This window comes from Mesorhizobium sp. M7A.F.Ca.US.006.04.2.1, assembly GCF_004022915.1.
GTDB classification, from domain to species: Bacteria; Pseudomonadota; Alphaproteobacteria; order Rhizobiales; family Rhizobiaceae; genus Mesorhizobium; species Mesorhizobium ciceri.
The window spans coordinates 1-3,027 of the sequence record NZ_RZQA01000790.1 but is presented as its reverse complement, the minus strand read 5'-3'; the positions used below and the strand labels follow the sequence as shown (position 1 = coordinate 3,027).

Here is a 3,027-nt window from a genome sequence, read left to right as displayed (position 1 = left end):
GTGTGTCGGTTTCAACAGCAAGGATGACGCCTCCTACGCCCGCAACCATCTCGGGGTGACACGCGTGATCTCTCTTGGCATGGGCTTCGACAATCACGAAAAGCAACCCGACAGCAATGAGCCCATCGTTCTCTTCGTCGGGAATGCCACAGAGCCAAATCGTGCCGCACTGTCGTGGTTCCTGAAGGAGGTCTGGCCAACTGTTCGAACCTCATGCCCCACGGCAAGGGTTCGCATCGTCGGAACCGCCGCCTTCACATGTGAGGTTACGCCGGCGGCCGGCCTGGAGTGTGTGGGAGCGCTCCCGGACCTCGCTCCCGAATATAGGCGCGCCCAGCTTGTCGTGGCCCCGCTCGTTTCCGGCAGCGCCGGCGTCAAGATAAAGGTGGCCGAGGCCATGTCTTACGGCCGCCCCCTCGTGACGACCTCGATAGGTGTGGACGCAGGTGACCCCCACCAACTTGATGAGGGAGCGATCGTGGCCAATGGTGGTGCAGACTTTGCACAGGCGGTCATCGCGCTGTTGAGCAATGTGGAACTTCGGCGTCAGAAATCCGAGGGTACCGCGCATGTATTCGCCAGCCTCTTTTCCTGCGATGTGTGCTATGGCCCGTTCCTGTCTTGGCTCCGCAAGGCAGGCCAGGTGGCTGATAGCAGCTTGTCATCACAAATGGTGTAGGGAGGCGGGCGCCTCTCTAAAGTGGCACTCGACAGGATTTGATCAGCACTATGCTGTATCCGCATGCTCCACTTGGCGGGTGGACGAGCCCGACCGACCGGAAACCACTGCCAAGGCCCGTCTGACGGCGCCCTTCGTTCGATAAAGATGGCCCAGCGGCGGAAACAGCCTCAATATCGGAGACAGCGAAAAGCTATATCTAAGCAATTCGACGCCACAAGCGGTCCTTCCTCGGACAATATGAGAGACTGCCGACCAATAAGCGGCATCGGCAACCCGGCGCATTGCCATGCGACGAAGCCCCGATGCCGCCGGCATGGCAGCGCCTTCGCACGAGAAGAAGCTGGCGAATACCGCCTCTCGTTCTTTCAATTGCGTTAATTTGTCCGAAAAGTGGACCACCGTTATTTGTGCTGCGTGCACGCGTCGGATACCGAGCGCGCCCTCGAATTCCACGATTGAACCCAACCGCGCGAGGCGAAGCACCATCTCCAAATCGGGCGCGTGCGCGAGTGACGCACGGTAGTGACCCACCGCCTTTTGCGCAGTCATCCTGACCAGCACCGCTCCCAAGGCCAGGGACACTCCCAGATGGCCCAGATGACGACAACAGTCTTCAATGAACCGGGCACCCGCCGTTACGCGCCATCCATCTGGTTGACTTGGTTCGGCAAAATCCTTCCCCTCGATCATGCTGAGATCAGACCCTATGGCGAAAGCAGCCCCAGGATTGCTTTCGAGGACATCAACGGCGCGTTGGAGCGAGCCGTCTGTCAGGAGATCGTCGGCGCACAAAAGGATGAAGTAGTCTCCTCGCGCAAGCTCGACGCCTTCGTTGAAGGACGCAATTGGCCCTACATTCCTGGCGTGGCACACGACTTCAACCCGGCTGTCTTGGGCGGCAAGTCGGCGTGCCACTTCCACGCTGTCGTCTGTTGACGCGTTATCGATAACAACAATCCGGAGATCGTCGATGCCTTGCGAAAGCACACTGCGTATACATTGCGCGAGGAACCGATCAGCGTTGTAGCAGGGTATGACTACATTGATGCTGGGCATCAGCACAGGCTCCCCTTACCTGATTGGTCGCCTCGGTTATCGGAGCGACCTGATGTGGGCCAGCACAGGCACCACGCCACGATCGAGGACAAAGACTTGGTTTCCAGGCCCATCCTCCAACAAATCGGCTGGAAGGTCATGCCGTCTAAAAGGCTAGGGGATGACAATCGACCAAAGGCGTAGGGGCAGGTGCAACCTCATCGCCAGCCTCTCCGTCTCATTCAGCTGCCTGTGAAGCGGCCGGAGAGATATCGGGTCAGCGGCACTTCAGCAAAAAGATAAACCAGCACCGAAACGCAGGTGACGGCCATGGGCGTCACGAACAACAGCACCGAGGCGAGCCGCGCCGAATCTCCGCTTTCGGCAACGAGCTTCTCGGATACGATAGCCACGAACCAGTGGGTCAAGTAGATCGCATAAGTGCATTTGGCGAGAAAGTTCAAGAGCTTGGAGTCGCTGAAGACACCGAGCTGCTCCAGAGCGACAACCCCCAGCAACAGGACCGACATCGGCATGCCGAGCGCGAGGAGACGGGGCAGCGCCGGCCAACAGAAAGGACGCAAGACTGCTGCTAAGGCTCCGAAGGCGACTGCCGCCGCCGCGAGGGTAACGGCCCCGCTCCGCGGCAGTTTGAAAGGGAACAGCCCGGAGTTGGAAAGCTTGAAGATGACGATGCCGAAAGCGAAATCGATCAGGATCGGATTGGTGTAAAATACGAAAATGGGGTTCTCAATGCTTGATGTCTCGCCCGCGACCGCAAGAAGAACCGCGAAGGCGGCGGAATAGAGGATCCCATATTTCACGCTGACGAGTTGGAAAGCTGCGATGATCAGGCTGAATTCGACGATTACCAGCAAGGTCCACGTCGGATACAAGATGGGGTAGGGTCCGAAGGGGACGAAGGCGAGCGACATGAAAAGCTCGGACAAGGTCCTCTGATGGCTTTTCATCGCGTAGTTCTCGACAAGAAATGCGAGAATCGTGACGCCCCAATACAAGGGCACGATTCGAATGAGCCTCGTTCGCAAATAGGCGCCGGCCGACCTGCCATTGTTCCCAAGCACATGCGCGGTAAGAAAACCGGCCAGAACCATGAACAGATCCGTCCCGAAACGGAAAATGTCCAAGACACCCGGCTCAATATGGGCGGCGCTCACCACTCCGGACATGTGGATGTAGCCGATGGCGTAGGCGGATATGAGCCTCAAAAGCTGAGGATTGTGCCAGAACCTCCTTGCCCCAGCAGTACGGGCGGCCGGATGGTATTCCGCGTTCACCCGGGTTATCAG

Annotated in this window: 3 protein-coding genes; 1 reads left to right on the top strand and 2 read right to left on the bottom strand. The window is 58.4% G+C overall.

Translation table 11 applies throughout. The features are described 5' to 3' along the window. The coding region (locus EN925_RS30090) for a glycosyltransferase family 4 protein (RefSeq protein WP_128337143.1) at window positions 1-679 on the top strand (679 nt) is incomplete at its 5' end. Between the two features lie 48 nt (window positions 680-727). On the opposite strand, the gene EN925_RS30085 is transcribed toward EN925_RS30090, so the two are convergent. Then, window positions 728-1,738: a glycosyltransferase family A protein gene (locus tag EN925_RS30085; RefSeq protein ID WP_024505411.1), complete on the bottom strand. Its 1,011-nt coding sequence runs from the start codon at window positions 1,736-1,738 to the stop codon at window positions 728-730. A 221-nt stretch (window positions 1,739-1,959) separates the two neighbouring features. After that, window positions 1,960-3,027, bottom strand: a 1,068-nt coding sequence (locus tag EN925_RS30080; RefSeq protein ID WP_206632997.1) for an acyltransferase, incomplete at its 5' end; no start/stop codon positions are given.

Coding starts and splice junctions, on each gene's coding strand:
- EN925_RS30085 (WP_024505411.1), bottom strand. CDS start 1,738: ATGCCCAGCATCAATGTAGTCATACCCTGCTACAACGCTGATCGGTTC.